Annotated in this window: 27 protein-coding genes; 15 read left to right on the forward strand and 12 right to left on the reverse strand. The window is 61.5% G+C overall.

What is annotated here, in order from left to right; translation table 11 throughout:
• Positions 1 to 39: 39 nt before the first annotated feature.
• On the reverse strand, positions 40 to 2,589 hold the full coding sequence (locus ACZ9IU_RS11525) for an HWE histidine kinase domain-containing protein (protein WP_038543056.1): 2,550 nt from the start codon (positions 2,587 to 2,589) through the stop codon (positions 40 to 42).
• A 251-nt stretch (positions 2,590 to 2,840) separates the two neighbouring features.
• Between ACZ9IU_RS11525 and ACZ9IU_RS11530 the strand changes: the two genes are divergently transcribed.
• Both ACZ9IU_RS11530 and ACZ9IU_RS11535 read left to right on the forward strand, forming a co-directional pair.
• Positions 2,841 to 4,061, forward strand: coding sequence for an AI-2E family transporter (locus ACZ9IU_RS11530; RefSeq protein WP_038543058.1), 1,221 nt, complete (start codon positions 2,841 to 2,843; stop codon positions 4,059 to 4,061).
• Positions 4,062 to 4,182: 121 nt separating this feature from the next.
• The gene (locus ACZ9IU_RS11535) at positions 4,183 to 4,623 is read left to right on the forward strand and encodes a hypothetical protein (RefSeq protein WP_038543061.1); all 441 of its coding nucleotides are present in this window, start codon (positions 4,183 to 4,185) and stop codon (positions 4,621 to 4,623) included.
• An 8-nt stretch (positions 4,624 to 4,631) separates the two neighbouring features.
• Here ACZ9IU_RS11535 and ACZ9IU_RS11540 read toward each other — a convergent pair whose 3' ends face one another.
• On the reverse strand, positions 4,632 to 5,759 hold the full coding sequence (locus ACZ9IU_RS11540; protein WP_038543064.1) for a DUF2336 domain-containing protein: 1,128 nt from the start codon (positions 5,757 to 5,759) through the stop codon (positions 4,632 to 4,634).
• Positions 5,760 to 5,869: 110 nt separating this feature from the next.
• Between ACZ9IU_RS11540 and ACZ9IU_RS11545 the strand changes: the two genes are divergently transcribed.
• On the forward strand, positions 5,870 to 6,526 hold the full coding sequence (locus ACZ9IU_RS11545; protein WP_157885128.1) for an aldolase/citrate lyase/malate synthase family protein: 657 nt from the start codon (positions 5,870 to 5,872) through the stop codon (positions 6,524 to 6,526).
• Here the strand turns inward: ACZ9IU_RS11545 and ACZ9IU_RS11550 are convergent.
• Positions 6,516 to 7,136, reverse strand: coding sequence for a flavin reductase family protein (locus ACZ9IU_RS11550; protein WP_038543068.1), 621 nt, complete (start codon positions 7,134 to 7,136; stop codon positions 6,516 to 6,518). The genes ACZ9IU_RS11545 and ACZ9IU_RS11550 overlap by 11 nt on opposite strands.
• Positions 7,137 to 7,144: 8 nt before the next feature.
• The gene (locus ACZ9IU_RS11555; RefSeq protein ID WP_038549212.1) at positions 7,145 to 7,723 is read right to left on the reverse strand and encodes a nitroreductase family protein; all 579 of its coding nucleotides are present in this window, start codon (positions 7,721 to 7,723) and stop codon (positions 7,145 to 7,147) included.
• Positions 7,724 to 7,830: 107 nt separating this feature from the next.
• Here ACZ9IU_RS11555 and ACZ9IU_RS11560 point away from each other — a divergent pair, with 107 nt between their 5' ends.
• On the forward strand, positions 7,831 to 8,817 hold the full coding sequence (locus tag ACZ9IU_RS11560; protein ID WP_038543070.1) for an RgsD C-terminal domain-containing protein: 987 nt from the start codon (positions 7,831 to 7,833) through the stop codon (positions 8,815 to 8,817).
• 120 nt (positions 8,818 to 8,937) lie between these two features.
• On the opposite strand, the gene thrS is transcribed toward ACZ9IU_RS11560, so the two are convergent.
• The 4 genes from thrS to ACZ9IU_RS11580 all read right to left on the reverse strand — a co-directional run bounded on the left by thrS (position 8,938) and on the right by ACZ9IU_RS11580 (position 12,680).
• A complete protein-coding gene (thrS, locus tag ACZ9IU_RS11565) occupies positions 8,938 to 10,950 on the reverse strand; it encodes a threonine--tRNA ligase (protein ID WP_038543072.1) in 2,013 nt (670 codons plus the stop codon).
• A 126-nt stretch (positions 10,951 to 11,076) separates the two neighbouring features.
• Entirely contained in the window at positions 11,077 to 11,601 is a 525-nt protein-coding gene (locus tag ACZ9IU_RS11570; RefSeq protein ID WP_038543074.1) for a DUF1697 domain-containing protein, read from the reverse strand.
• A 7-nt stretch (positions 11,602 to 11,608) separates the two neighbouring features.
• Complete coding sequence (gene yidD, locus ACZ9IU_RS11575; RefSeq protein WP_038543076.1) at positions 11,609 to 11,986, reverse strand: membrane protein insertion efficiency factor YidD; 378 nt, start codon at positions 11,984 to 11,986, stop codon at positions 11,609 to 11,611.
• A gap of 250 nt (positions 11,987 to 12,236) precedes the next feature.
• Positions 12,237 to 12,680 carry an iron-sulfur cluster assembly scaffold protein gene (locus tag ACZ9IU_RS11580; RefSeq protein ID WP_038543078.1) on the reverse strand — a complete coding sequence of 148 codons (444 nt, stop codon included), beginning with the start codon at positions 12,678 to 12,680 and terminating at the stop codon, positions 12,237 to 12,239.
• Positions 12,681 to 12,966: 286 nt separating this feature from the next.
• On the opposite strand from ACZ9IU_RS11580, the gene folE reads away from it, so the two are divergent.
• The 3 genes from folE to ACZ9IU_RS11595 all read left to right on the forward strand — a co-directional run bounded on the left by folE (position 12,967) and on the right by ACZ9IU_RS11595 (position 15,139).
• Entirely contained in the window at positions 12,967 to 13,581 is a 615-nt protein-coding gene (gene folE / locus ACZ9IU_RS11585) for a GTP cyclohydrolase I FolE (protein WP_038543080.1), read from the forward strand.
• A gap of 28 nt (positions 13,582 to 13,609) precedes the next feature.
• A complete protein-coding gene (gene hisI / locus ACZ9IU_RS11590; protein WP_038543083.1) occupies positions 13,610 to 14,071 on the forward strand; it encodes a phosphoribosyl-AMP cyclohydrolase in 462 nt (153 codons plus the stop codon).
• 108 nt (positions 14,072 to 14,179) lie between these two features.
• Positions 14,180 to 15,139: a patatin-like phospholipase family protein gene (locus ACZ9IU_RS11595; protein WP_038543085.1), complete on the forward strand. Its 960-nt coding sequence runs from the start codon at positions 14,180 to 14,182 to the stop codon at positions 15,137 to 15,139.
• Positions 15,140 to 15,203: 64 nt separating this feature from the next.
• Here ACZ9IU_RS11595 and ACZ9IU_RS11600 read toward each other — a convergent pair whose 3' ends face one another.
• Entirely contained in the window at positions 15,204 to 15,638 is a 435-nt protein-coding gene (locus tag ACZ9IU_RS11600) for a CBS domain-containing protein (RefSeq protein WP_038543088.1), read from the reverse strand.
• 128 nt (positions 15,639 to 15,766) lie between these two features.
• Positions 15,767 to 16,525 carry a rhomboid family intramembrane serine protease gene (locus ACZ9IU_RS11605; protein ID WP_038543090.1) on the reverse strand — a complete coding sequence of 253 codons (759 nt, stop codon included), beginning with the start codon at positions 16,523 to 16,525 and terminating at the stop codon, positions 15,767 to 15,769.
• Positions 16,526 to 16,747: 222 nt separating this feature from the next.
• Between ACZ9IU_RS11605 and ACZ9IU_RS11610 the strand changes: the two genes are divergently transcribed.
• From ACZ9IU_RS11610 to ACZ9IU_RS11635, 6 genes are all read left to right on the forward strand, one after another.
• Entirely contained in the window at positions 16,748 to 17,314 is a 567-nt protein-coding gene (locus tag ACZ9IU_RS11610; protein WP_051899716.1) for a PAS domain-containing protein, read from the forward strand.
• A gap of 112 nt (positions 17,315 to 17,426) precedes the next feature.
• Positions 17,427 to 18,038: a PilZ domain-containing protein gene (locus ACZ9IU_RS11615; RefSeq protein WP_038543091.1), complete on the forward strand. Its 612-nt coding sequence runs from the start codon at positions 17,427 to 17,429 to the stop codon at positions 18,036 to 18,038.
• 587 nt (positions 18,039 to 18,625) lie between these two features.
• On the forward strand, positions 18,626 to 19,192 hold the full coding sequence (locus tag ACZ9IU_RS11620) for a transglutaminase-like cysteine peptidase (RefSeq protein WP_051900104.1): 567 nt from the start codon (positions 18,626 to 18,628) through the stop codon (positions 19,190 to 19,192).
• A gap of 246 nt (positions 19,193 to 19,438) precedes the next feature.
• Complete coding sequence (locus ACZ9IU_RS11625) at positions 19,439 to 20,173, forward strand: hypothetical protein (RefSeq protein WP_038543093.1); 735 nt, start codon at positions 19,439 to 19,441, stop codon at positions 20,171 to 20,173.
• 157 nt (positions 20,174 to 20,330) lie between these two features.
• The gene (locus tag ACZ9IU_RS11630) at positions 20,331 to 21,896 is read left to right on the forward strand and encodes a D-alanyl-D-alanine carboxypeptidase (protein ID WP_080719160.1); all 1,566 of its coding nucleotides are present in this window, start codon (positions 20,331 to 20,333) and stop codon (positions 21,894 to 21,896) included.
• A gap of 87 nt (positions 21,897 to 21,983) precedes the next feature.
• Positions 21,984 to 22,253: a hypothetical protein gene (locus ACZ9IU_RS11635; RefSeq protein WP_038543096.1), complete on the forward strand. Its 270-nt coding sequence runs from the start codon at positions 21,984 to 21,986 to the stop codon at positions 22,251 to 22,253.
• Positions 22,254 to 22,269: 16 nt separating this feature from the next.
• Here the strand turns inward: ACZ9IU_RS11635 and ACZ9IU_RS11640 are convergent, their stop codons facing one another.
• Together ACZ9IU_RS11640 and ACZ9IU_RS11645 are read right to left on the reverse strand one after the other, a co-directional pair.
• A complete protein-coding gene (locus tag ACZ9IU_RS11640; RefSeq protein WP_038543098.1) occupies positions 22,270 to 22,707 on the reverse strand; it encodes a DUF1489 family protein in 438 nt (145 codons plus the stop codon).
• Between the two features lie 71 nt (positions 22,708 to 22,778).
• Entirely contained in the window at positions 22,779 to 24,179 is a 1,401-nt protein-coding gene (locus ACZ9IU_RS11645) for an L-serine ammonia-lyase (protein WP_038543101.1), read from the reverse strand.
• Between the two features lie 516 nt (positions 24,180 to 24,695).
• Here ACZ9IU_RS11645 and ACZ9IU_RS11650 point away from each other — a divergent pair.
• Entirely contained in the window at positions 24,696 to 25,394 is a 699-nt protein-coding gene (locus tag ACZ9IU_RS11650) for a DUF599 domain-containing protein (protein ID WP_038543102.1), read from the forward strand.
• 23 nt (positions 25,395 to 25,417) lie between these two features.
• Complete coding sequence (locus tag ACZ9IU_RS11655; protein WP_038543104.1) at positions 25,418 to 26,404, forward strand: acetyltransferase domain-containing protein; 987 nt, start codon at positions 25,418 to 25,420, stop codon at positions 26,402 to 26,404.
• The last annotated feature ends 12 nt before the right edge of the window (positions 26,405 to 26,416 follow it).

A 26,416-nucleotide genomic window follows, 5' to 3' on the forward strand; every position in this document is an offset into this window, starting at 1 on the left:
GGATTTCCGGCTTGGACAGATCTGGCTTCGCCACGGCGGTCAGCTCCGTTCGCCAAGCACTTTGGTAACGGCGCTGATCAGCGCGGCCGCCTCATAGGGTTTGCGCACCACCGGTGCCGAGAAGCTTGCCGGGATGATTGCCTTGTCGCTATAGCCGGTTGCGAAAATGAACGGAATATTCCGGCGGATCAGTTCCTCGGCAATCGGCAGAGATGTGCCGGAGCCGAGATTGACGTCGAGGATCGCCACATCAAACCGGATGTCCTCAAGCTTGCGGAAGGCATCGGCAGCCGAGGGCGTCGTCGTCACTTTGTCGATGCCATGGTCGGCGAGCATTGCTTCCACGTCCGCCGCAATCAGCATCTGGTCTTCCACCAGCAGGAATTCGAGGTCTTGGAGCCGCGGGACAACGGTGTCGTGGCTGACGACGCTGCCGCTCTCCCCGGCTTCCACGTCCGCCAACTCCTCTTCGCCGTGGATATGTTTCGACGGCACCACGAAGCGCGCCCTCACCCCTTCTGGCGGATATTCGATCTTCGCTTCACCCTCAAGCTCATAGGGCACGCTGCGCGTGATCAGGACGCTGCCGAACCCGGCCCGGGACGGCGGACTCACGGATGGTCCGCCATTTTCGGTCCACACAAGCTCGCAATCGTTGTTGGCAAGCCGCCGCCACTCGATATCCAACCGCCCGCCGTTGACGGAGAGCGAGCCGTATTTGGCCGCATTGGTCGACATCTCGTGCAATACCAGCGCCATGACCGAAAACGCACGGCTGTCGAGCCAGACGCGCGGCCCCTTGAGTGTGACGCTGCGCGTTCCCTCGCTATAAGGCTTCAGCTCAGCTTCGAGAAGATCGGACAGCCCGCCGCCGTCGCCGCCGCGCACCACCTGGTCGTGGGCAAAGGCGAGCGCCTGGATGCGTCCCTTGAGCGAGCCGATATAATCCTTGAGGCTGACTTCGGCATCGACCGAATGCCCGACCAGCGCCTTGATCACCGAAAGAATGTTCTTGACCCGGTGGTTGAGCTCCTCGTTCAGCATCCGCTGACGCACGTCCGCCTTGCCGCGCTCGTCGGCCAGCAGTTCGTTGTGGTGGAGGACCACCTCAACCAGCACCGCTCGGATCGCATCGGCGATCTCACGGTCACTATCGCTCCAGGGCTGGGCTTGCCGATGCACCATCTCCCTCCAGATCGCGAAACTCTTGCGGGGCGTCAGGCGGTCTCCGAGGGGCCCCGTTTCATAGGATTTCTCAGGATTGCCGGCCCAATTGACCGTCTGCACCATTTCGCGGCGGAAGAAGAACAGGTAGTCGCGGGGTCGCTGGGAAAGCGGGATGGCCAGCACGCCGCAGACCGTGTCGGGAGAGATGCGTATCCCCGGAAGATCCGTGGAGAGCTGGAAGCTGGACCAGATCTTGCCGCCTGCGACGCCGCCGACAAACTCGGCGAGCTCTGCGATCAGGTCCTGCGGCGGTACGGCGCCTTCCTCGGTCAACACGCCGCCAAGCCACAGGCCTATGCCATCACAGGCTAGCATCTGGCCGAACTCTGCGAGCGAATTGCGCAGCAGCGCGGTAATATCCGCATGATGGGAGGCAGCCTGCAGGAAGCGGTCGAGCGACCGCCGAGCCTGGCCGGCAGTCTCCATGAGCTGTCGCTGCTTCAACGCACTCAGATGCAGCGAGAAAAATTCTCCAAAAGTCTCCGCCGCCACACGCTGCGGCATCGAGAGTACTTTTGGAGAATAGTGGTGGCAGGCGATCAGGCCCCACAGCTCGTTATCCACCACGACGGAGATCGACATCGACGCGGCGACCCCCATGTTGCGCAGATACTCGCAATGGATCGGCGAAACGCTGCGCAAATGTGCGAAGGACAGATCGAGCGCCTCGCCTGCCTCGTCGGTTTCCGGCACGATCGGGATGCGCGGATTGCCGGCGTCGGAGATCACCCGGATAGTGTTCTTCACGTAAAGCGCCCGGGCCTGTTTCGGAATGTCGCCCGCCGGGAAATACTGGCCCTTGAAGCTTTCGAGGTCGCGTCTCTTGTATTCGCTGACGACCTTTCCGGCACCATCCTCTTCGAAACGATAGATCATCACCCGGTCGTAGCCGAGCATGGCATAGATCAGCCGCACCGAGCTTTCGATCAGCCGGTCGAGGCTGGCGACGTTGCGGATGCGGCTGATCAGCATGCGCGCCACTTCGAGCGGCTGGTCGGAATCGGTCGAGGCCGGTTCGAACTCCAAGATCACCTTGGACTCGAAACGATGGATCGAAACGTCGAAAGCGGCACCCGAGGCAAACTTGAGGCCGTGCCGAAGCGCCGGCCGCGCCGGATTGTCGGACGTGGCGAGCGCATTGCGCAATGTGTGGGCCGCCTCCCCGCCGACGATATCCTCCAGCCGTTGGCCGTTAATCTCTCCCGTGATCGCAAGCATGTCCGCCACGTTGGCTGAATGCTGCATGACGACGGATCCGGCGGCATCGCAGGCGATAAGGCATCCATGAGGTTGAATGCTGCCGGGGATATGGATCGGCTCTCGGTCGCAATTGGTAAGATCGACCGTATCCCTGTAAGGCATATTACAAGTCCCTGAAGGCAGTCCGGCCAATAGATGGGACAGCAGACGCTTGGGCATTCCATCGAGGCTGGGAAAACTTCATCAAGAAGGTTTGTTCCGTACTTCCGGCTTTGTCGGAAGTGATTTCATATTTCTATCGCATCTGCCGTCTAGGGCAAGGAGTAAGCTTCCTTTTAATGGATGACGCATTAGTCTTGTACCAGGCAGCCTCATAAGCCATATGATGGTGAAAATGAAAAAAAGGAAATGCGGTGAGCGGAAATAACGATCGCAAAGGCCCGAAAGAGCCACGTTGGCTTGGGCCAGTTGCACCGAGCAGGGTCGCGCTGATCCCGCCGATCTCGGCTGCTCGCTGGCTTCTCGTGCTCGTCGCCGCCGCAGGCATCTATTTCTTCCACGGCTTCCTGGTCCCCGTTCTGGCCGCCCTGGTAATCGGCTTTGCAAGCTGGCCGCTCTACCGCGAGCTCTTGCGCCGTACAGGTGGCAACACGACGATCGCCGCCTCGCTCGCCATTATCTTCATCCTGGCCTTCCTCATCGTGCCGATCGGCATCGCCATCTCCTACACGATCGGCGAAGTGCGCCAGTGGATCATCTGGGCCGCCGAAGTGAACCGTTTCGGCGCGCCACCCCCTGCCTGGATCACCGGCCTTCCCTGGGTCGGCGAATGGCTCGGCATCCAATGGGTCCAGCATGTCGGCTCGCCCGGTGCGGTCGGCGAACTGATCCAGATCGTCTCGGGCGCCAATATCGGTAATATCTACCGGGCCATTGTAGCCGCCGGCGACGGCGCTTTCCATCTGGTCCTGACACTGCTTTTCATGCTGATCGCGCTGTTCTTCGTCTATCGCGACGGCGGTTCCTTCAGCGAGCAGATCGATCTTCTCGGCGAGCGCATCCTGCCGACCCGCTGGGAGCGTATCTCGCGCGTCGTTCCAAGGACGATCAGCTCCACCGTGACCGGCCAGACGCTGATTGCGATCGGCGAAGGCATCGTGCTCGGCATCGCCTACTGGATCGCGGGCGTCCCCTCGCCCGTCACGCTCGGCGTTTTGACCGGCCTGATGGCGCTTATCCCGGGCGGCGCGCCGCTGTCGTTCTCGCTGATATCGTTCTATCTTGTCGCCAATGGCGCCTACTTCGCCGGCGGCGGTCTTTTCCTCTGGGGCACGGTCGAACTCTTCATCGTCGACAAAACGCTGCGGCCTCGCCTGGTCGGCGGCCCGATCAAGCTTCCCTTCCTGCCGACATTCTTCGGTCTCGTCGGCGGCGTCAGCACCATGGGCTTCCTCGGCCTGTTCATCGGCCCGGTCCTGATGGCGCTGCTCGTGTCGATCTGGCGCGAATGGATCCGCGAAGTGAAGATGGCCGAAGTGACCGAGGCTGAAACCGTCGAGATGCCCAAGGGGCCGGCGACATCTCCGGAGCTTCCCCCAGATCTTCCCGTCGTTAGGAAAGTCTCTTCTCCATGAAGATGCTGAGCGAATCGGTCCGGTAATCTCCGAACGGCCCGATATGGCGGATCCGTTGAAGCTGCCTTGGTCGGGCCAAGATTGCTCGCTTTAAGTCGCTCACCATATTTCGGGGAACGCCATGAATTCCGCACTGATTGTCATGACCATTCTCGGCTGCAACGACGCCGGGACGGACTGCCATTATATCGCGACCGCAGAAAACCGCTGGCCGAGCATCGAGATGTGCAATTCGGTATCGGAACAACAGCTCTCCGGTTATGCCAACCAGGCCTACCCGATGCTCATCGCCGTCTGCCAGAAACCGGAAGCGACGGAGATCGCCAAGGCGCCGGTGCCGCAGTCGCGACCGGAGACGGCGATGCCCGCACCATCGGCAGAGCCAGCCGCGACGCCAGCTCCGGAGCCGGTGACGCAACAGGAGAAGGAAACGCTTGCGGGTCGCGCCATCCAGCGGGTCAAGACCGTATTGCCGACCACTGAAGGCGTGAAAACGCTGATGACCAGTCCGGTACGGCTGGTCGAGAATGGCTATTCCTGGGTTGCCAAGAAATTCCGGTAAGCAGGCGGTTACGCCGCCAGCGACACGCCGTTGGCATAAGACCGCGCACTGAGCCGGACCTCCAGCCTATGCAGCTTCTCGATCATGTCGAGAAGTTCGCTGACCGGCGAAAGCTGCATGTTCGGCCGCTGGAACTTTTCGAGCAACATGCCGGCGATATTGTCGAGCGCGCCGGTTGCCGCCGCCTTTCGCCAGAGGAAGACCGCTTCGACGAAGACGGCTGCGATATCCCGCCCAAGGCCCGAAGCTTCGAAAAGCGCCCGCACCGCATGCATGCGGCCGGTCGCGAGAATCGCTCTCACGCGGCGGTCGTCGAGCCCGGAGAGCGAGACCATTGCGCCGGCGAAGAAATCGACCTTGCCGCTGCAGAGCGCGTGGATCAGGAAGGCAGGCGTCAGCCGTCCGGCCGTGCGCAAATGTTCGACCAGGCCGGGGATTTCTTCCTGCAGCACGGTGCCGGCAATGGCGACGGCCGCAGCCTCGCCCGCTTCTCGGGTCATGTGCTCGATCCGGGCCGGCGCCATGATGGTTCGCACCAGTCCGGAGCCGGCAAGTGCCGCGGTAATGTGGTTGACGAGCATGTGGCGGGCATCCGCCGGCAGCGCATCGCGTTCCAGCAGCAGGTTGCGGATCTGGCAGCACTGCCCGAACCGTTCCGCGATCCGCCTGAGCGAAATCCGGGTGATCGAAGCGGTCTCGTTTTCCAGCAGAAGGGTGACTTCGCATTCGTCGCCGATCTCGGCGATCGCGGCGGCGATCCCGCGCGAAAGGTTCGGCCTTGCGGCGATCATCGCACGGGTCAGGCTGTCGCTGCGCCCGGCAAGATCAACGAGGTCGTTTTCGGTAAGGACGGGCGAACAGGCGATGACCGTGCAGGCGATCTCCGGCTGGTCTTCCGCAAGGCAGACGATGACGGCACGCGGTGCATCGGGGGAGCCCGCCAGAGCCTCCGCAAGCGCCAGGCGCACATGCGGCGACGGATCGTCGAGCAGATAGGTCATCGCAAGGGCTGCGGCGCGACGCTGATCGCTGCCCATTGGCGAGTGGAGATAGGCCCGGCCGAGAGCATTGGCCGCCTTTGCCCTCTCGCCCGTTCTTGCTGTTTCAGCCCAACGAAGAAATGCCTGTACGATCACACTCGGCCTCGACTACACATGCCAGTTCGGATCCGGCTGGCTTGATAAGTCACGCTAGTGGCAAAAAGTTTAAGATTGGTTCACCACGTTCCTTAACCATGGCGAAGTCCTTGAAAATACGGTCCTGGCTTGTCGTCGACCCCTCTGTGGAGGCCGCAACGGTCCGTTCGGCAGGCGCGGATGCGATCGTTGTCGACCTGACCGGTCCACCTGAGTCGTGGAATGCAGCTACGAGTTCGGGGCGCCAGTGGGCCGACCTGGCGCCGGCCGGACAGCTTGCGTTCCTTCTGCCGGCTTTCTCTTCCGGAAGAACGGAGGCCGCCGTCGCGCTCGCCAGCCAGTACGGCGCCGCCTCGGTAATCCTATCCGGCGCCCGCAGCGGGGCCGAGGTCCAGAGGCTAGATATGGCTCTGCGGGTGGCGGAAATCCGCGCAGGATTGGCACCGGGCAGGACGCAGATCGTTGCGCTTGCCGATGCCGCCGGCATCCTTGCCGCCCCCAGCTTCGAGCACTGCAGTCGCCGCTTGGTGGCCCTTGGCTGGGAAGGTGGTTATAAGCCCTTCTCCGATACCGCGCGTATCGCGGCCGCGACCATCGCGCTTGCCGCCGCCGCCGCCGGCATAACGGCCGTCGATGCCGTCTCGCCGGCTGGGGACGCGGCGGCTTTTCTGTCTGAATGCGAAAGAGCAAGAGCGAACGGCTTCTCCGCCAAGCTCTGCCGCAGCCCTGATCAAGTTGCGATCGTCAATCGGGTTTTCAGCGTCTAGGCTCGGCGCCGGCCGGCCGGGTCATTTCGAACACGTCCGCGCCGCCGTCGGCGTAATCGCGATAGCCCATCCGCGCTATCGGCCGGGCAAGCCTCATGTCGATCCGCCCGCCCCGCAGGATCTCCTCGCTGATATGGATGCCGACCACCTGGCCGAAAACCATGTAGGCCTCGGCGCCCTGGCCGTCCAACCCCACCGGCTGGATCACCTGCGTGACGCGGCATTCCAGCACCGTATAGGCTTCCGCCACGTAAGGCGCATCGACGAGTTCCGCCATCTTGGCGGTCAGCCCCGCCACCTCGAATTCGCTGACGCCATAGGGCACGGCTTCCGACGAGGCGTTCATCTTTTCGGCCAGGTGACGGCTTGCGAGGCTCGCGGTGAAGACGCCGGTTTCCTCGGCGTTCTTCAGGCTGTGCTTGCGGCCACTGGAGGAAAACATCACCAGTTTGGGGCTGTCGGAAATGGCGTTGAAGAAGGAGTAGGGCGACAGGTTCATCGACCCGTCCCTGCCCTTCGTGCCGATCCAGCCGATCGGGCGGGGCGCGACGATCGCCTTGAAGGGATCGTGCTTCAGTCCATGCTGGTTGGTATCGGTCGTGTAGAACATCGAAAACCCTATTCGCCGGCGTAGGTGACGATCTGCGACAGTTCCGGCCGCGGGCGGTCCGGCGTCGCAAAATCGCTCGAGCCGATATGGATGAAGCCGGCAATTTTTTCGCCCGGCTTCAAACCGAGGAGCGCCAGCGCCTCGTCGTCATAGGCGACCCATTCCGTACGCCAGTTGGCGACGTAGCCCTGCGCGTTTGCGGCCATCAGCATGTTGAAGCAGACGGCGCCGGCGGAAAGCACCTGTTCCCATTCGGGGATCTTTGGATGCGGTGCCGCGGTGCTGACGACGGCGACGACTAGCGGCGCGCGGGTGAAGCGCGCCAGTTCCGCCTCTCTGGCGGCATCGGTCATCTCGGGCATCTTCTTGAGCGACAGGGCGAGGAACTGTTCGCCGAGCCTGCTGCGCACGTCGCCGCGATAGACGATGACGCGCCAGGGCGCGAGCTTGCCATGATCCGGAACGCGGGTCGCCAAGGTCAGAATCGCCTCCAATTCCTCCCGCGACGGGCCCGGCTCCTTGAACTGTGCTACTGGCGTGGAATGCCTGTCGCGCAGAAAATCGATGAGTTTAACGTCATTTTGCATGGTCAAAGCTTTCATTTGGAGCTGGCGCGGTGGGAAGGTCTTGAAATTGCCTTGTCATTGGTCTCAAGTGCCGTCTCGGAAAACAAGAGTCAACCGGTAGACAACAGATGGCAGGCACTTCCCTTGCGGCACGCTGGTTCCTCGCCGGAGCGATGGCTCTCGGCCCGGCATTCGGCGCATTCGCTCAGGAAGACGCCTTCAAGAATTTCCGCACGCCGGACAGCACCGGCAAGATGCCGAAGCTCAACGCTTTCTCGGCTCTGCCGGGCGGCCCGCCCGGTATTCTCTCAAAAGACGTGCAGTTCGACGCCAAGCTGACGTCCGACGGCCAGCCGATGCAGGAAGGTCTTACCTGGCGCGTTTTCAGCCCGATCGCCGGTGACGACGGCAAATTGCCGCTGGTGGCCAGTTCCGAAGGCGGCTCCGCGTCATTCCAGCTCGCCCCCGGCGATTATTTCGTCAATTGCGCCTTCGGCCGCGCCGGGGTCACCAAGAAACTGAAAGTCCCCGAAAACGGCAATGTGCCGAAACAGACTCTGGTGCTCGACGCCGGCGGTTTCGTCCTCAATGCGGTTGCCGGTACCGACCAGCGCATCCCGCCCAAGGAACTGAGCTTTTCGGTCTACTCTGCCGAAGTGCGCGACAATGGCGACCGGGCGCTGGTGATGTCGGACGTCAAGCCGAATACGGTCGTGCGTCTGAATGCCGGCACCTATCACGTCGTCTCGGAATATGGGGACGTCAATGCAGTGGTTCGGGCCGACATCCAGGTGGAAGCCGGCAAGCTCACCCAGGCGGTACTGCAGCACCGCGCCGCGCAGATCACCCTGAAGCTCGTTTCTCAAAAAGGCGGTGAAGCGATCGCCGATACGGCCTGGTCGGTACTGACCGCCGCCGGCGACGTCGTCAACGAAAGCGTCAGCGCTTTTTCCATGATGGTCTTGTCGGAAGGCGAATATCTCGCCGTCGCCCGCAACAAGACCAAGATCTATCAGCGCTCGTTCACCGTCAAAGCCGGACGAAACACCGAGGTCGAAGTGCTGATGCGCGATACGCCTCAGGTGGCCGGCGGGGTCACCGGCGACCGGAATTGACAGGTCCAGGCAGGTTTTGCCGGACCTTCGTCAGCCGGACAGATAGTCTTCCAGAAGTCCCGTCTCGATATAGTCGAGTTCTGACAGCACCCGCCGTTCGGCAAGCGCTGTCATTATCGGTTAGGCCGCGGCCTTCTTCTTGTTCTTCGCTTCAAGACGGCGCAACACATCAGGTGGCGTCGCTTCGAGGGTCAGCGAAGAGATCGCTTCGTCGAGCGTCATCGAGGTCTGCGCCTGCGAGCCGAGGCGGCGGATGTTCACCGAACGCTCCTCGGCTTCCTTTTTGCCGCAGACGATGATCACCGGCACCTTGGTGACCGAGTGCTCGCGGATCTTGTAGTTGATCTTCTCGTTGCGGAAATCGGTCTCGACGACCATTCCCGCCTCGCGCAGAGCTTCTGCGACTTCACGGCCGTAATCGTCCGCGTCCGAGGTGATCGTCGCCACCACCACCTGCATCGGCGCGAACCAGAGCGGCATGTGGCCGGCAAAGTTCTCGATCAGGATGCCGAGGAAGCGTTCCATCGAACCGCAGATGGCGCGATGGATCATCACCGGCTGGGTCTTTTCCGAGTTCTGGTCGATATAGAAGGCGCCGAACCGTTCCGGCAGGTTGAAGTCCACCTGCGTCGTGCCGCACTGCCATTCGCGGCCGATCGCGTCCTTCAAGGTATACTCGAACTTCGGACCGTAGAACGCGCCCTCGCCCGGCAGGATACCGGTCTTGATGCGGCCTTCCGACTGCGCCTCGATCGTCTTCAGGACATCGAGCATGACGGATTCGGCACGATCCCAAAGCGCGTCGGTGCCGACACGCTTGTCCGGCCGGGTCGATAGCTTGACCACGACTTCCTTGAAGCCGAAATCCTCGTAGACCGACAGGATCAGGTCGTTGATCCGCAGGCATTCGGCGGCCATCTGCTCGTCTGTGCAGAAGACATGCGCATCGTCCTGGGTGAAGCCGCGTACGCGCATCAGCCCGTGCAGCGCGCCGGAAGCTTCATAGCGATGCACAAGGCCGAATTCTGCAAGCCGGATAGGCAGTTCGCGGTAAGACTTCAGACCATGCTTGAAGATCTGCACGTGTCCCGGGCAGTTCATCGGTTTCAGCGCGAAAATGCGGTTGTCCGCTTCCTTGTCTTCCGGATGCGTGAAGGCATAGGCAGACTTCACCGCGAACATGTTCTCCTGGTACCAGCCCCAGTGGCCCGACGTCTCCCAGAGCGAGGCATCGAGAACCTGCGGCGCGTTGACTTCCTCATAGGTGCCGGCAAGCCGGCGACGCATATAGGCGGTCAGCGTCTGGAACATGCGCCAGCCCTTGCCGTGCCAGAACACCACGCCCGGACCTTCTTCCTGGAAATGGAAGAGGTCCATTTCCCGGCCGAGCTTGCGGTGGTCGCGCTTTTCGGCTTCGGCCAGCACGTGCAGGTACTGGTCGAGTTCTTCCTGCGTCGCCCAGGCGGTGCCGTAGATGCGGGTCAGCATGGCGTTGTTCGAATCGCCGCGCCAATAGGCACCGGCAACCTTCATCAGCTTGAAGGCCGTGCCGATCTGGCCGGTCGAGGCCATATGCGGACCTCGGCAGAGGTCGAACCAGTCGCCTTGATAATAGATCTTGAGATCCTGGTCTTCCGGGATCGCATCGATCAGCTCGACCTTGTAGCCTTCGCCCTTGGCTGCGAAGACTTCGCGGGCCTTCTCGCGAGACCAGACCTGCTTGGTGAACGGTTTGTTGCGGCCGATGATTTCCTTCATCTTCGCCTCGATCTTCGGCAGATCGTCGGGCGTGAAAGGTGCGTTGCGGGCGAAATCGTAATAGAATCCGTTTTCGATCACCGGACCGATGGTGACTTGCGTGCCGGGCCAAAGCTCCTGCACGGCCTCCGCCATCACGTGGGCGGCGTCGTGGCGGATGAGTTCCAGCGCTCGGGCGTCGGTGCGGGTGACGATCTCGATCTTTCCGTCGGTCACCGGCTCGGCAAGGTCCTGCACGGTGCCATTGATGGTGACGGCGACAGCCTTCTTGACGAGCGACTTGGAAATGCTCTCGGCAACGTCACGGCCGGTCGTGCCGGCGTCGAAAACGCGGACGGAGCCATCGGGAAATGTAAGGGAAACGGATTGGGACATGTCTTTCTCCTGTCCAGTCCCGCCAACGAATGCGGGTGGTGTTGGAATAAATGGCGGTTCGCCCTTGGGGCGCAGCCGGCGTGGCTGATAAATGCTTTTGGCGTTTTAGTAAAGGCGAGCGGCCGCTCAGCCGATCATTTCGGCAAGCCCGGCGACCGTGTTGGCATTGCGGATCGTGCCGATGCCGAGCTTCTTGGCAGTCATCGCCGAAAGCAGCCGCGTCTCGCTGGCCTTGCCGCCGAAATCGACCCAGAGATTGCCGTCGACGATGGAAATCTTCTCCTCGCCGCGGTGGCGCTCGAGCAGGTCCAGGACACTTTCGTCGAGCGGCTTTCGCATCACCCGCACGCCGACCTCGGAACCTTCTCCCGACGGAAAGGGATTGCCGGCCGCGAGCTTCAGCCAATCGGCACCGGTCCTTGCGATGATATCGACATGTTTGCCGAACCGCTTCTCGAAGGCGGCCTCCAGTCTCTGCTCGACATTGCCGGTCGATGACCTGCCGGTCTCGAAGACGAGATTGCCGGTCGAAACCAGGGTCCGGCAATTCCGGTAGCCGAGATCCTCCGCCATGGCGCGAAGGTCGGCCATGATGACCCGCTTGCCGCTGCCGAGAACGATGCTGTGAAGCAGCGCGACATATGTGATCATCGGCTCCTCATTGAGGCGACGCCGGTTCGGCATGGCGACGCCAGTATCGCCACGGCATCCACCAGTGTTGCCGCATTTCGAGCGCTTCCGGCACAGGATCGAGCCCGCTTGTACCCCCCGGCCCGCAGCGCGCCACCCGAAACAGCGTCATCCATCCTCCGGGCCACAGCCCATGCCGCGCCACCGCCTCGTACCCATATTCCGAGCAGCTCGGAATATGCCGGCAGGAATTGCCGATGAAGCCGGACAGTGTCAGCTGGTAGAAGCGGATCAGACCCATGCCGAACAGCCGGCCGGGTGTTTTCCGGAACGATCCGGACCAGTTGCGGGAGCGGCCTGCCTTCGCCTGGGGTTCGGAGTGCTGACAGTCTGGGGCGCCGCACATCAGGGGTGAACCGCGGTTGATGGCAGGACGTCACTTAGGGCGTGCCGATCCAGCCCCCCTCTGGCCTGCCGGCCCTCTCCCCCTCGAGGGGGGAGATCGACTCGTGGCGCTGTTTGCACCTCATTGGAAACGGCACACGTCGCCGAGCGCGAAACATCCGAGAATAAGCGAAGACGGTCCCCCATCCGATCTCCCCCCTTGAGGGGGAGATGCCCGGTAGGGCAGAGGGGGGTATCCTGGGACGCCATCGTCATCCGGCCGTTGCCAGCTGCTTCGCCTCGATCTGGTCGATCGCATCGACGACCGCCTCGAAGGTCAGCATGGTGGAAGGATGGCGAGCCCTGTAGTCCTTGACAGGCTTCAGGTAGCGCATTTCCTCGAACCGGCCGTCCGGCCCCTCGCCGTCTTCTTTCAGCATGGCGAGCATGTCCTGGCGCGCCTTGCGGATCTCGGCGGTTGTCGCCCCAATCACGTGCCGAGCCATGATAGAGGACGAGGCTTGGCCGAGTGCGCAGGCGCGGACCTCGTGGGCGAAATCGGTGACCCGGTCGCCGTCCATCTTCAGGTGCACCCGCACCTTCGAGCCGCACAGCTTGGAATGTTTTTCGGAACTCGCATCCGCATCGGGCAGAGTGCCGGCATGGGTGATATTGCCGGCGAATTCGAGAATCTTGCTGTTATAGATGTCGTCCATCAAGGCTCGCTTTGAGTCCGGCCGTCGCTCGTTGAACACTGTGTCACGTCAGGCGGACTACCATAAAAGGGTTCCTGCCATTATATGTGATGTCCGGGCAAGATCATCAAGAAAGGATGTTTTCACGAAATCCTACCGAAAACGGAATAGGATATCTTGTAAAAATGTTCGCCGAAGGTCAGATAACCCCGGATTGCCCAAAAATCAGCCGCCGATGCCTAGCAGCTGATCAGTCCGTGAGTAACGCGAGTCGGATGCGGCCTTGAACCGCATCAGGAGACGATAAATGGATGCCATTGTGAAGAATTTCCCGGCTTCGAAAGAGAAGCAGGTCCGCCCCTCGCAGCAGGAGGCTGAGGAAGCCGTGCGCGTTCTCTTGCGCTGGGCAGGTGACGATCCGGCCCGCGAAGGCCTGCTCGACACCCCGAAGCGCGTCGCCGCCTCCTATAGCGAGCTGTTTTCCGGTTACGAACAGTCACCGGAAGACGTGCTTGGACGTACTTTCGAGGAAGTCTCGGGTTATGACGATATCGTGCTGGTGCGCGACATCCCGTTCTTCTCCCATTGCGAACACCATATGCTGCCGATTATCGGCAAGGCGCATGTCGCCTATCTGCCGAACGGCCGGGTCCTCGGTCTTTCGAAGATCGCCCGCGTCGTCGAGATCTTCGGTCGCCGTCTGCAGACGCAGGAAAACATGACGGCGCAGATCGCCAATGCGATCGAGGAAACTTTAAAGCCGCGCGGCGTCGCCGTGATGATCGAGGCCGAGCACCTGTGCATGGAAATGCGCGGCGTGCAGAAGCAGGGCTCGCACACGATGACGACGACGTTTACCGGCGAGTTCAAGGCGAACGCCGCCGAACAGGCCCGTTTCTTCACGCTGGCCCGCAACCGCTGACCGGCGGTTTTCCGGGCGGAGTCTCCTGATGACGCTTTCTTTCGACCAGCCTTCCGCCGACAAGACGGAACTCGAAGGCGCCGGCGCCTTCACGCCTCGCTTCGATCAGAACGGCCTCGTCACCGCCGTCGTCACCGATGTCCGTGACGGTGAGCTGCTGATGGTCGCGCATATGGACGCCGAGGCGCTGGCGCTGACGGTCGAGACCGGCATTGCCCATTACTACAGCCGCTCGCGTGCCAAAATCTGGAAGAAGGGCGAATCCTCCGGCAACCTGCAGACCGTCCATGAACTGCGCACCGATTGTGATCAGGACGCCGTCTGGCTCAAGGTCTCGGTCGCCGGACACGACGCTACATGCCATACCGGCCGTCGCTCCTGTTTCTATCGGGTTGTTACCCAAAGTGATGGTAGGGCGGTTCTTGAAATCACCGACAATCAGCGTCATTTTGATCCAAACGTCGTCTATTCCGATCAAGGAACCATTTAGGCATTTGCCTCGTTTTTTGGCGTGTCTCGACTGAATAAACGATTTCGAAACCTGTCGATGCGTTAATCGTCAGACCGGGGTTTGTTCAGCTGTGGAGGATTTTTGTCGATGCTGAACTGGAGTTGGAACCGTCACGATCCGCTTGCGGCATCTGCCGAAGGCGACGAAACGAAAATCCTCGAACCCACCCCTCCTCCCATCGTTGAAGCCCCCAAAAAAGCAAAGCTTGCCCTCGCTCTCGGCGGCGGTGCCGCGCGCGGATGGGCTCATATCGGCGTACTCAGGGCTCTCGACGAGGCCGGCATCGAAGTCGGCATGATCGCTGGCACCTCGATTGGCGCTCTGGTCGGCGGATGTTACCTCGCCGGCAAGCTCGATGAACTCGAAACCTTCGCCCGCTCGCTGACCATGCGCCGCATTGCCGGCCTGCTGGATCTGACGATCGGCGGCGGCGGCCTCCTCGGCGGCATGCGGCTGACAAAGCGGATGCAGGAACATCTTGAAGGCCTGTCGATCGAGGATCTCGACCGCCCGTTTGTATCGGTTGCGACCGAACTCCATACCGGCCACGAAGTGTGGATCTCCAGTGGCTCGCTGATCACCGGGCTTCGCGCCTCCTACGCACTGCCTGGCATTTTCGAACCGGTGAAATGCAACAACCGGACGCTCGTCGACGGCGCTTTGGTCAATCCGGTGCCGACCTCCGTCTGCCGCGCCTACGAACAGCCGCTCGTGGTCGCCGTCAACCTGAACTACGAGATTTTCGGCCGCTCGGCGGTCGTCAAGCACAATGCCAGCGTCCAGCCGATCGATGACGGGCGCAAGAAACCCGAGGACATCCGTGTCGGTCTGACCGGCACCATGGTGCAGGCCTTCAACATCATCCAGGAACGCATTTCCCGCGCACGCCTGGCGGGCGATCCTCCGGATCTGGCGCTGCATCCGCGTCTTGCCGATATCGGCCTGTCCGAATTCCACCGCGCCGGCGAAGCGATCGACCGCGGTTATACGGAGACCATGGCGCAGATCTCTGCGCTGAAGCGCATGCAGGAAGTTTTCGCCCGCTAAGCGGGGGATGCCTCGTCACGAGGTGGTACAGCCCCGCCCTTGGGCGAGGCTTAGCCGAAAGCGATCAGCCGGCAATATAGGCCTTGATCTGTTCGGCCTCGAGTTCGATTTCGCGAATGCGTGACTTGACCACGTCGCCGATCGAAATGATGCCGGCGAGCTTTCCGTCCTGCTCGACGGGCACGTGGCGGAAACGGCCGCTGCTCATCATCCCCATCAGTTCATCGACGGTCGTGTCATCCTTGCAGCGTTGCACCGCAGTGGTCATTGCCGACTTTACCGGTTGGTCGAGCACACTGGCGCCTTTGCCGGCGATGGCGCGCACCAGGTCGCGTTCCGTGAAGATGCCGGCGATGCGGCCTTCCATGCCGGTTACCACGACGGCACCGATCTTCTTGTCGTTGAGAATCCCGGCGACTTCGAGCAGCGTCTTGTCGGGGGCAACGGTGACCACGTCACGCCCCTTTGCATCCAACATGTTCTTGACGATTATTGCCATGGCTCTCTCCTCCCAACCGGCTCGGCCTGGACGTCGCCCATTCCCGAGAAGCAAAGCGCCCGGGTGGAGGAACCGTCCCTGCACGTGCGCAGAAGTGTAGAGCGATGCCGGAAAGAGATCAAGAAAGATCAAGGTTGCGTGATGGGCATGACGCTGGGCGGCAGGGGATCGAAAAGGTCAAACAGCAGGAAACCGAACAGGAAGCCGCCGATATGCGCATCCCAGGCGATCGGTCCCATATCCGCACCGAACAACGTCACCCCGAAGGCGATCAGCAGGTTGCCGACGAACCACATGGCGGTGAAGATGACGACGGTGCGGTTGCGGAACGAGCCGAGGATAGACTGGCGCGGATAGAGATGGCCATGGGTCCGATCATAACCTCGGCGTTCCGGAAAGGCGAAACGGCAGGCCGCTCCCATCAAAGCCGAGACGACGCCTGACGCACCGATCAGCAGCGTCTCGTCCCCCCAGTTGAGCGTTGCATGGAAGAAGGCGGCAGCCACCGCCGAGAGGATCCAGAAGATCACGTAGCGCAGAGTGCCGATCCGCCGCACCACCGGCGCTCCGAAGGCCATCAGCCACAATCCGTTGAAAAGAATATGCTCGATGCTGCCGTGCAGCAGCGAATATGTGACCGGCGTCCACGCCCAGGCAAACCCCTGCTCACTGAGCGGATAGACGTAGCGCAGCGGCGTGAACGCCAGGTTCACCACCATGGTGGCCCGCGTGTCCTCGTCCAGCAGATATTCCTGCACGATGTAGATGACTGCAAGCAAAGCCAGCGTCACGACGAGGCTCCGCGGAAGATTGAAGATCGGCTGCGAGCGCTCGCCGCCGTCATCCGTTTCGCGCTGTTCGTCAGCCATATCCGGCCCGTCGTTCATGCCAGTCCCTTCTGTCTTCTCGTCCCCTATCGGATGGGTCCGACAGCCATATAGGAGCGACTGTTCAAAGGAAAGCGCGGGCAGGATCACGGTCGCGCGGGTGCCGTGATCGGTGGCAAATCCTTAACCATGATGCCCTCGCCGTGGCATGGTTTTCGCTGCGTGAGGAGGATCGGCCGTACATGAAGCGCGGCCTGTATCGAAATATGACAGGTAAGATGGATGCGCAATCAGGCAACCAGGGCAATCTTCGACTACTGGATCAATCTCAAACGCGACGGGATGGCTCCCCTCAAGACCGAGATCGACCCGACCGCTCTGCGTCATCTTCTCCCGCATCTTTTCATGGCCGCCATGGACCCGGCCGGCACGCTGGCGTTCCGCCTGGCGGGAACCCGCATCTGTGAGCTGTTCGACCGTGAGTTTCGCGGCAAGCCGTTCGCGGACGTCTGGCAGGAGACCGATCACCGGCAGCCGGTGGAGATCGCCCACGGCGTCATTCACTCCCAGCAGCCGGCACTCCTGGATGTCCGTGCCTCGAATAGCCACATCCGCCACGCCTATGAAATGCTGCTTCTGCCAATCCGATCGGTGGAGGCGGCGCCAAGCGATCGGATTTTTGGTGCTCTTCTGCCGGTGGTTTCTCCTTACCCCGTAACGGCAACGCCGGCCATTTTTCTGACGCTCGAGAACTGGACGTTCCTGACCGGCGGCGGTTCACATTTCGGTGTGCCGGTCACGGGCGATCGCCGCAGTTTCTCCCACACACCCGGCCGCAGCCCGTCTTGAGGGAAACATCCCATCGCAGCACACGCGGCTGACGGTCCCTGCCAAAACCTTCTGTTAACCGCGGCGCGCTAATACTCTTAACGATAGACTTAGAAGAGAAAAGCTCTCTCAAATGTATTCTTTTCAGCCATCTCATACTCCATCGACATCCAGCGTTCCCGCACAGCGTTCCTTTCAGCGCGTGTCCGTCAGTATTCCAGGACGGTTGATGCTGGCGACGCATGAGGAATTTCCTTGCGACGTCGTCGACATGTCGCCGGGCGACGTCAGCTTCGCCTGCGTCGGCCGGCCGCTCGTCGGCGAACGCGTCATCGCCTATCTCGATCATATCGGCCGTCTCGAAGGCATGGTCATCAGCCTGTCGAGCACTGGTTTCGTGATGTCGATCAACGCGACGGACCGCAAGCGCGAGAAACTGGCCGCCCAGCTTACATGGATCGCCAACAAGCACGAACTCGGCCTGCCCGAAGATCGTCGCCATGATCGCCTGGCGCCGCGCAACACCCGCTCCGAGATCACGCTGGACGACGGCCGGCGTTATGCCTGTCGCATCGTGGACCTTTCGCTGTCCGGCGCGGCGATCGATATCGACATCCGCCCCGCGCTCGGCACGCCTGTCCGGCTCGGCAACATGCGCGGCCGCGTCGTACGCCACTTCATGGAAGGCGTGGCAATCGAGTTTAATTCGGTCCAATCACGCGATACGCTGACCGAATTCCTTTAAAAGGGCTCTTACGACGGCAATTCAGAAGCGCCCCATCCGGGCGCTTTTTTGTTGCGTGCCCTATCCTTTGCGTCCTGTTTCATTGCGGGACGGGCCAGGAAAAAGCCGCCTGTCTGTGCCGAAATGAACTTTCTTCAAAAAAAATGTGCCCTTTCGGCACTTTTTTCGAGCCCGAAAACCGGCCTCGATCAGCCTGATTTGGTCATGACGCAACGCAATGCGGTACCTTACCTTCCCTGTTTGCAACGGCCAATCGTCGTCATTGCGGGATTTCCGACGCTCAGTGGGCTGCTCCGCGGATTTCAAAAACTCCTTTATTCACGGATAGATAGCGGGAAAGCTCCGAGGAGCCAGGCGCTCGATAATCGGCATTTTACGAAAATTATCGGCAAATTCGGCTCGAATTTTGTGAAAGTTCGAGATGTATTTGATGTGTGTTTTAGGCGAATTGAATTCAAATAAGATATTGATTTTACTGCGAGATTTTGCGGTCGATCAAACCCTGTCTGGCAGTGTTCTCCTCACAACGGGGAGACATAAAAATGAAATACCGCAAGGGACTGGGCCTCGCCACCATCACCGCCGTCATGGCGATCTTTACCGCCGGAAGTTCTTTCGGCATGCCGGCCAACACGGTGCGCGTTCTCGGCCAGGCCAATCCGCCGCTCGGCCACTATGAATTCTGCAAGACCTATGTGAGCGAATGCGCCGCGACCTACAAGGACGCCGGCCCGCTCGCACTAACCGAAGACAAGTGGCGCACGCTTCTCGACGTCAACTACACGGTCAATTCCTCGATCACGCCGATGACGGATCAGGAAATTTATGGCGTCGAAGAGCGCTGGGCCTATCCCCGCACCGTCGGCGACTGCGAAGATTTCGTGCTTCTGAAGCGCAAGATGCTGATGGCGAAAGGTTTCTCGCCGTCCGACCTGCTGATCACCGTCGTGCTGCAACCGAACGGCGAAGGTCATGCGGTGCTGACCGTCCGCACCGATCGCGGCGATTTCGTGCTCGACAACATGCGCAACAAGGTCATGATCTGGTCGGATACCGAATACACCTTCCTGAAGCGCCAGGCGAACGACGATCCCGCCCGCTGGGTCAAGCTGCAGGATGGCCGCGCCACCGCCGTCGGCTCCGTCGGCCAGTAATCTCTCGCCTACCCATCGACGAAAAAGACCACGGCGATCCGAGCCGCGGTCAATGTGCAGGACTGAAGGTGGGCGCCGAAGGGATTACTGGGAGGCTGTCACCATCCCGGATCAAGCTTTATTTACGAAGCGTTAATCATAACGATCCAGACTGCTGCCAAATCGCTTGGCCGCGTTCGTATCCGCGTTCTGTCCCATTCCGGCGCTGGCGAATTCCCTCTCGAATGAGAACATGGAGCGCGCGTCATGGCAGGTCCAGCCCGGAACCTCTCGGCTGCAGAAGAAGCGCCGCTCCTATCCAACCGTTTCGTCTATCGGCTGGCGGCCGTCATCGCGGTCCTTGCTCTGTTGACGGCTGCGATCAGTATCGGTGGCCATTTGTTCGGGCAGCGCATCGCGCTTGCCGGCCATACCGACAGCCGGGAAGAATTCCCGATCCAGATCGGTCAGGACAAGCTCAAGCTTCCAGCCAACACGATTCGCTTCCGCGACCAGCGTCAGGCCGGCGTTACCGAGCGCGTCGACCTCTATCTCACCTGGCCGGAACTCGAAGGTTATAGCGCCGGCCTGCGGTCGCGCTTCGATGATGTTGCCCAGTCTTCCTCGTTGATTTTCCTGCAATTATCCCAGAGCACCATGTCGCGCGACATGTCCGGCCGGCTGGAACCGATCTATTCCAAACTGTTCGATGGCGCACCGCAGCAGGCTGCCTTCGGACTGACCGTTCACCGGCTGCGCGCCGATTCAGGTTATGGCAGCGAAGTGGTTCTAACTGGCCAGGTCGGCGGCGCCCCGGATTACGTCGTGCGCTGCGTGCTGCCAACCGCTGGCGACAAAGCGACCAGCGGCGACTGCCAGCGGGATATCCACATCGGACAGGACCTGACGGTGCTCTATCGCTTCTCCAGTGTGCTTTTGCGGGACTGGCAACATATTGATGCCGCAGTTCGGCTCTTTGTCGAAAACCGGCTGGCAAAATAAGCCGCCGCGGACGGTCGGGTCGAAGCCTGGGTTGATGTCTAAAATGCAGCATATCGAAGTAAGCTGCTGTTCATCATAAACCTCTTGGTAACGCTAATCCCCTAGATTGAACGGTAACGGCCGTGGCGGGGGCGCGTCCGGATATTTGACTAATGTGATGCAAGCGATGAGTGCGGCAGTGTCGAAAAAAATGATATCTGCATCCCTTTCCAAGGGTGATGCGACGGTCCCGGGACGGTTCCTCGGTTTTCTCTTCACGTTGGCTGTGGCGATTTCGATGTTTTCGACGCCGGCTGCTGCCGGTCCGAAATACGCCGGCATCGTCGTTGACGCCAAGACCGGTAAGGTTCTCTATTCCGAGGATCCGGACGGTCTGCGCTATCCCGCGTCGCTCACCAAGATGATGACGCTCTACCTCACCTTCGAAGCGCTTGAAACCGGCCGCATTAGCCTCGACACACAGGTTCCGGTCTCTGCTCACGCTGCAGCCGAGCCACCCTCGAAACTCGGTGTTCGCGCCGGCGGTTCGGTCTCGGTCGATCAGGCCATTCGCGCACTCGTCACCCGCTCCGCCAACGACATGGCCACGGCCCTCGGCGAATTCGTCGGCGGCTCCGAAGAACGCTTCGCCTCATTGATGACCAGTAAGGCGCGCGCACTCGGCATGACCCGCACCACCTACCGCAATGCCAACGGCCTGCCGAACACCGCGCAGATGACGACGGCACGCGATCAGGCCCGGCTTGGCATGGCGCTGCGCCAGCACTTCCCGCAATATTACGGCTACTTCTCGATCCGCAGCTTCAATTTCGGCAAGCAGACGATCGGCAACCACAATCGCCTGGTCGGCAACGTCAAGGGTGTCGATGGCATCAAGACCGGTTACACCCGCGCCGCCGGCAGCAACCTTGCGACCTCGGCGCAGCTCGATGGCCGCTCGATCGTCGCCGTAGTGCTCGGCAGCCGCTCCAGCGCCGTCCGTGACGCGACGATGCGTAAGCTGGTCGCCGACTATCTTCCGGAAGCTTCCCGCGGCGGCAGCAGCAGCCTGATCGCCCAGGCGGCGCCTGCCCCGGTTGCGCCTGCTCCTTCAGCCCCGGCACGGACCGCTCCGGCCGTTGCTGCGACCCAGTCCGACGTGCGCCAGATGGCTGCCCTCGACCTACCGCCGAGCGGCCCTCGGCCGGGTGCCCGTTATGCCGAACAGCAGGCTGCAGCCATGGCGCCGGCCGCCGCCTCGGCCTATGCCGCAGAACCGGAGCAGAAGAAGGTCATCACCCAGGCGATGAACACGGCCATGGGCGGTGTGGCTGCCGTCCCGACCCCGGCTCCCGAATATATGCCCGCCCGCACCGAGGAAGCCGTCGCGCACCGTGCCGGCCGCTCGACGGTGGACGACGTCACGACGGCATCCACCAAGGTGTCTGCCGTGTCCGCGAAGGCCGCTCAGTCCGCAGCCGCGGCTTCGATGGCCTCCAACGGCTGGGTCATCCAGATCGGCGCATCGCCGAACCAGAAACAAGCTCAGGATCTCCTGCAGAATGCGCAGGATAAAGGCGGCAAGGTATTGCGTTCCGCCAAACCCTTCACTGTCGCCTTCAGCAACAACGGCGAACAGATCTACCGCGCCCGCTTCGGCGGCTTCGACGACCAGAAGACGGCTGTCGATGCCTGCAACGTGCTGAAGAAGAAGGGCATCAGCTGCTGGGCGTCGCTCCAGTGAGCAATCGCCACCGGCGATCAAGGAAATACCCGCGCCGGTTCTCCGGCGCGGAGGGATCTCGAAAGTAACGCGTAGACGGGGTTTCCGATGATGATGAATGAAAACAGCGCCGAACTCGCCTTCAAACCGGCGCAGAAGTCCAGAGCCAAGGGCGTCGCCCTCAACCCGCTTCACGAGGCGGCCATGCGGCTTGCCGGTCTCGGTTTGAACCGCTCTAGGGAAAAGACCCGCGATCTGGTCTCCCTGTTGCTCAGCCACGGCGCGCGCGCCTGGCGCCATTCCCAGCCGGAAGCCAATATCCATCTGCATGTCGGCATCCGCGCCGGCCGTGCGCCGGTCCGCATCAAGCTTCGCTGATCGGGACGTTTCCCGGTTACAGAAGTCCAAGCTCGGCGAGTTCTCGCCGCAGATCTTCCGGAAGCGCCGCAACGTCCTCGCCCAGTTTGCCGAGGTCACGCGGCGCTTCTTCGCTTTTCAGGTAGCGCCATCCCTGGAAAGGCCGCTTCGGTTGCGGTGCAGTCTCGATAACTTCGGGCCCGAGCACCAGCTGGCAACGCTGAATGCCGTCGTCGCCGGTAACCGTGCGGATGTCGAGCAGCTTCTGCCGCGCCATCACCTGCCCCTTGATCACCCAGTAGAGCGATCCTTCGTCGAGCAGTTCCTCCATGCGCTTCGGCACCATGCGCGTCGTATGGATGCTGTGCGGTTCGAGGCCGGCGGCGATAGCATTGAGCGCGCGCTCGGCGACCCAATCCTGGAGATCCTGGATGGAATCGGCGCCGACGCAGAGTTTGATCAGATGGAGAGCCATGGTTTGGTTGAAGACCCATCCGGACGTGAGGTCAAGCGTTTGCTCGGCTCACTCCACAGCGGCGCGCCGGCTCAGCACTCGACGACATTGACGGCAAGGCCGCCGGTCGAGGTTTCCTTGTATTTCTCGCTCATGTCGTTGCCCGTCTGGCGCATCGTCTCGATACAGGCGTCGAGCGGCACGAAATGCGTGCCGTCGCCCTTGATCGCAAGCGAGGCGGCCGTGACCGCCTTGACGGCCCCGAGCGCGTTGCGCTCGATGCAGGGCACTTGCACGAGACCGGCGATCGGGTCGCAGGTCATGCCGAGATGGTGTTCCAGCGCGATCTCGGCGGCGTTTTCGATCTGCTCCGGCGAGCCGCCCATGACGGCCGCAAGCCCCGCCGCAGCCATGGCGGCGGCCGAGCCCACTTCGCCCTGACAGCCGACTTCGGCGCCCGAGATCGAGGCATTGTGCTTGATAATGCCGCCGATGGCAGCGGCCGTTAGCAGGAAGTTATGAACGTCGGCCTGGGTCGCGTCCTCGTGGAAATGCAGGTAATAGCGTACCGTCGCGGGAATGACGCCCGCCGCACCGTTGGTCGGCGCCGTGACCACGCGTCCGCCGCCGGCATTCTCCTCGTTGACCGCCATCGCGTAGACGCTCAGCCAGTCGTTGGCGAGCAGCGGGTTCAGCCGGTTGCTGCGCCATTCCTCGTTCAGCTTGTCGTGGATCGCTCTCGCCCGGCGCTTCACCTTCAGCCCGCCCGGCATGATCCCGTCGACCTTGAGGCCGCGGTCGATACAGCTGGACATCGCCTCCCAAATCCGGTCGAGACCGGCATCGAGCTCGGCGGTGCTCATCTTCGTCTCTTCGTTGGCACGCTTCATCTGGGCGATCGTCAGGCCTGAGCCGCGCGCCATGTCGAGCATCTGCTTTGCCGAGGCGAATGGATAGGGAATGCGCGAGTCGCCGGCCGATTTCTTGGCACCGCGCATAGCTTCGAGCTCGGTGTCCGTCACCACGAACCCGCCGCCGATCGAATAGTAGATCCGCTTCAGGAGAAGCCGGCCGTCCCGATCGAAGGCTGAAAAGCTCATGCCGTTGGCATGGCCGGGCAGCGGCTGCTTCTTGTCGAAGATCAGGTCGGTCTTCGGCTGGAATTCATAAGACGGATGGCCGGGCGGCGTGACGCGGCCGGTCTTCTCCACCTCGTCAATGATCGCGTCCATCCGGTCCGGATCGACGGCGTGGGGTTCCTCACCGACCAGTCCCAATATCACCGCCCTGCCCGTCCCGTGGCCGATCCCGGTGAACGCGAGCGAACCATGCAGGCTCACCTTCAGCGCCGCGACATGCGCGCCGGTCGGCCGCGGCCAGTCGTTGGACAGGATGAGCTCCAGGAATCGATTGGCGGCCGACATCGGTCCCATCGTGTGCGAGCTCGAAGGGCCGATACCAATCTTGAAGACGTCGAAAACGGACAGGAACATGATAATCCGTGCGGTAATGGAATGATTGCCGAGCCTATGTCAGGCCGGCGTAATGTCATGGCGATTGCCCGACATCCGGTGAACCGGCCGCGACATGGCCTTAAAATAGAAACGGCGCGGTACGAATACCACGCCGGAGATGGAAATTCCGCAATTTCACTGCGGCAATCAGATAGCGCCAAACAGATACGCGAGAGCCAACGCCCCGGCAAATCCGAGGAGCGCCTTGAAGGTCACGCCCCAGCAGGACTTCTGGTCGGTATCTTCCATGTCGTCTCCGGGTTCATGCCGCATCGATTAACGTCCGCTCCCGGTCGTCATGGCTAATGGTCTATTAAAATCCCGCCGCCTTCGCAATCCGGAAAATGGCGGAAACATGGCGGAAACCTTTGACGGATCACATTCGTAACGCCTGCACGCCGTTTGCGGTTCCTATCCGGATCGAGAAGGCTTGCCGCCGAAACCGAAACAAAGCATGACGAGACGGATTAGAGACCGATTCCAACCGGTGAAGCCATGACGAACGCCGATTATATTGCGCTTGCCCTCTTTGCCGTCCTTTGGTCCCTCTATTCGTGGGTGACCGCTGGTGCCGGCTCCCGGCTCTTTCCCCGCGCCAGCCTCAACCGGGCGATGGCCGAACGGCGGAAGGAATGGATCTACAATTCGCTTCGCCGTGACCTCAAGATGATCGACACCCAGATTCTGGCGGGCCTGCAGAACGGCACGGCCTTTTTCGCCTCGACATCGATCTTCGCGATCGGCGGCTGTTTTGCGCTGCTCGGCGCCACCGAACAGGTCGAGGCAGTCTTCCGCGATCTGCCCTTTGTCGCCTACGGTGGCCGCACCGCGTTCGAACTCAAGGTCGCCGGCCTCACCTTCCTGTTCGGTTATTCCTTCTTCAAGTTCGGCTGGTCCTACCGGCTGTTCAACTATTGCACCATTCTTTTCGGCGCCTTGCCAATGATGCATGACACCAACGCCGACCGCGCGGGGGCCGAACGCGCCGCCGATCAGGTCGTGCGGATGAATACGATCGCGGCAGGCCATTTCAATTCGGGCCTGCGGGCACTGTTTTTGTCCGTCGGCTATCTCGGTTGGTTCATCGGGCCCTATATGTTCATTGCCATGACCCTTGTGGTGGTCGTCGTGCTCACCCGCCGCCAGTATTTCTCGGAGGCCCGGCTGGCGATCATGGACCGCGGGACGCCCTGAGATCTGATCCGGAAAGACAAGCAGTGACTGTTGCCGAAACCCAGAACCCCACCCCGCGCAGACCCCGCATCACGCTGATCGATACGCTGCGCGGCGTCGCCCTCATCGCCATGGCGACCTATCACTTCACCTGGGATCTCGAGTTTTTCGGTTATGTCGATCCTGGCACGGCGACCCAGGGCGTCTTCAAAGTCTATGCCCGCGCCATCGCCAGTTCCTTCCTGTTCCTGGCGGGCGTCAGCCTCGTCCTCGCGCATTTCCCGAAGATCCGCTGGCAGCCCTTCTGGAAGCGTTTTGCGATGGTTGCAGGCGCTGCAGTCGCAATCAGCATCGCGACGCTGGTCGCCTTTCCGGGCGAGTGGATCTATTTCGGCATCCTGCACAATATCGCCCTGTCTAGCCTGATCGGTCTCGCCTTCCTGCGCCTGCCACCGTTGTTGACCGGTGCGACAGTCGCCCTGGTGGTCGTGGCGATGATCGTCGACTACAGCCTGGTGCCTGGCGCGCTGGATTCGGCCCTGTTCGACGCCCGTTACCTGAGCTGGCTCGGTTTTGCAGAAGTCCCGCCGCGTTCGAACGACTATGTGCCGCTGTTTCCCTGGATCGCGGCACTTCTGGCCGGGGTGGCAGTCACAAGGCTGGCGATATCCAAAAATTGGCTTCCGAAACTCGCCGCGGTCCAGACGCAGGAGAACCTTCTCTCGAAAGCCGGCCGCCACAGCCTGATCGTCTACCTCGTCCACCAGCCGGTGCTGATCGCGCTCGTCTATCTCTTCTCGCTGGTTCATCCAGCGCCGCCGCCGGATCCGCGGATCGGCTATGTCAGAAGCTGCGAAGCAGGCTGCACGGGCCAGGGCAACGATGCCGGCCTCTGCCAGAAATTCTGCGGCTGCACCGCCGATAAGCTGATCGCCCAGTCGCTGATGACGCCGCTGCAATCCGGCGCCATCGCCCCGCAGGACGGCCGAGTGCGATCGCTCGCCGAACAGTGCTCGATCGAGGCGCAATAGCGGTCGTTTTGC

It is taken from the genome of Mesorhizobium sp. USDA 4132 (assembly GCF_056279545.1).

Excerpts from the sequence above, each read along its gene's own strand:
- ACZ9IU_RS11610 (WP_051899716.1), top strand. The coding sequence starts at position 16,748 with ATGCGCAATCAGGCAACCAGGGCAATCTTCGACTACTGGATCAATCTC.
- hisI (WP_038543083.1), top strand. The coding sequence starts at position 13,610 with ATGACGCTTTCTTTCGACCAGCCTTCCGCCGACAAGACGGAACTCGAA.
- ACZ9IU_RS11605 (WP_038543090.1), bottom strand. The coding sequence starts at position 16,525 with ATGAACGACGGGCCGGATATGGCTGACGAACAGCGCGAAACGGATGAC.
- ACZ9IU_RS11525 (WP_038543056.1), bottom strand. The coding sequence starts at position 2,589 with ATGCCTTACAGGGATACGGTCGATCTTACCAATTGCGACCGAGAGCCG.
- ACZ9IU_RS11560 (WP_038543070.1), top strand. The coding sequence starts at position 7,831 with ATGGCAGGCACTTCCCTTGCGGCACGCTGGTTCCTCGCCGGAGCGATG.
- ACZ9IU_RS11650 (WP_038543102.1), top strand. The coding sequence starts at position 24,696 with ATGACGAACGCCGATTATATTGCGCTTGCCCTCTTTGCCGTCCTTTGG.
- ACZ9IU_RS11635 (WP_038543096.1), top strand. The coding sequence starts at position 21,984 with ATGATGATGAATGAAAACAGCGCCGAACTCGCCTTCAAACCGGCGCAG.
- folE (WP_038543080.1), top strand. The coding sequence starts at position 12,967 with ATGGATGCCATTGTGAAGAATTTCCCGGCTTCGAAAGAGAAGCAGGTC.
- ACZ9IU_RS11595 (WP_038543085.1), top strand. The coding sequence starts at position 14,180 with ATGCTGAACTGGAGTTGGAACCGTCACGATCCGCTTGCGGCATCTGCC.
- ACZ9IU_RS11620 (WP_051900104.1), top strand. The coding sequence starts at position 18,626 with ATGGCGATCTTTACCGCCGGAAGTTCTTTCGGCATGCCGGCCAACACG.
- ACZ9IU_RS11535 (WP_038543061.1), top strand. The coding sequence starts at position 4,183 with ATGAATTCCGCACTGATTGTCATGACCATTCTCGGCTGCAACGACGCC.
- ACZ9IU_RS11600 (WP_038543088.1), bottom strand. The coding sequence starts at position 15,638 with ATGGCAATAATCGTCAAGAACATGTTGGATGCAAAGGGGCGTGACGTG.
- ACZ9IU_RS11555 (WP_038549212.1), bottom strand. The coding sequence starts at position 7,723 with ATGCAAAATGACGTTAAACTCATCGATTTTCTGCGCGACAGGCATTCC.
- ACZ9IU_RS11615 (WP_038543091.1), top strand. The coding sequence starts at position 17,427 with ATGTATTCTTTTCAGCCATCTCATACTCCATCGACATCCAGCGTTCCC.
- ACZ9IU_RS11550 (WP_038543068.1), bottom strand. The coding sequence starts at position 7,136 with ATGTTCTACACGACCGATACCAACCAGCATGGACTGAAGCACGATCCC.
- ACZ9IU_RS11645 (WP_038543101.1), bottom strand. The coding sequence starts at position 24,179 with ATGTTCCTGTCCGTTTTCGACGTCTTCAAGATTGGTATCGGCCCTTCG.
- ACZ9IU_RS11625 (WP_038543093.1), top strand. The coding sequence starts at position 19,439 with ATGGCAGGTCCAGCCCGGAACCTCTCGGCTGCAGAAGAAGCGCCGCTC.
- ACZ9IU_RS11580 (WP_038543078.1), bottom strand. The coding sequence starts at position 12,680 with ATGGACGACATCTATAACAGCAAGATTCTCGAATTCGCCGGCAATATC.
- ACZ9IU_RS11630 (WP_080719160.1), top strand. The coding sequence starts at position 20,331 with ATGCAAGCGATGAGTGCGGCAGTGTCGAAAAAAATGATATCTGCATCC.
- ACZ9IU_RS11640 (WP_038543098.1), bottom strand. The coding sequence starts at position 22,707 with ATGGCTCTCCATCTGATCAAACTCTGCGTCGGCGCCGATTCCATCCAG.
- ACZ9IU_RS11570 (WP_038543074.1), bottom strand. The coding sequence starts at position 11,601 with ATGATCACATATGTCGCGCTGCTTCACAGCATCGTTCTCGGCAGCGGC.
- yidD (WP_038543076.1), bottom strand. The coding sequence starts at position 11,986 with ATGTGCGGCGCCCCAGACTGTCAGCACTCCGAACCCCAGGCGAAGGCA.
- thrS (WP_038543072.1), bottom strand. The coding sequence starts at position 10,950 with ATGTCCCAATCCGTTTCCCTTACATTTCCCGATGGCTCCGTCCGCGTT.